1 protein-coding gene is annotated in these 603 nt (G+C 55.4%); it reads left to right on the forward strand.

Annotated elements, in window-relative coordinates; translation table 11 throughout:
* Positions 1–517: hypothetical protein (locus HOY34_RS21930; protein WP_216654885.1), on the forward strand; the 517-nt coding region annotated here is incomplete at its 5' end.
* Positions 518–603 lie beyond the last annotated feature (86 nt).

Below are 603 nucleotides of genomic sequence, written 5' to 3' on the forward strand. Positions count from 1 at the left end.
TTCATTGTCGAGAACCAAGCGCACAGCGCGCTCGCGAACCTCAGCGGAAAACTTGTTCGTCGTCTTGCTCATGATGCTCCATCCTACTCAGGAGTTGGAGCCTCCGGCAAACCCGGTGCGGTTCACAATGACGCCGCCTCGCCCGCTTAGCCAGATCCAGAGTCTTGAGGGCAATGTCGTAAAGCGCCTCCAGGGTCCATTCCGGATCGACATCTGGGTCGCCATCCATGTTGATGTTGAATCGGATGCCGTCATCCAGGAGTCGGATTTCGATTGGCAGCCCAAGGATCTCATCAGCTACATCGGGCTTGAGGTAGAGCCAAGCCGCAGCGGTATCTGCTGGGAACTCGGGAAAGTCAGGCAGCCCGACGATGTTCTCCCCGGAATGACCGCCACTGCTGACGTAATTCTGAATTTCGGAAAGGCGATCCGTGCATGCCCGGAAATACTGTTCCAGCAAGACCGACAGCTTAAGGGTGTTGTTTCTCACCCAGAACTGAGCCGTTTAAGGGCATAATTTTCACTGAGAACTGAGCCATGTGAACCTTCCTCCAAAGCGGTGAGCGGCGGGGGCAACGGAGTGATCCACATGGGACTTTTGAA

Origin of the sequence: Pseudogemmobacter hezensis (genome assembly GCF_013155295.1) — a bacterium.
Lineage (GTDB): Bacteria > Pseudomonadota > Alphaproteobacteria > Rhodobacterales > Rhodobacteraceae > Pseudogemmobacter > Pseudogemmobacter hezensis.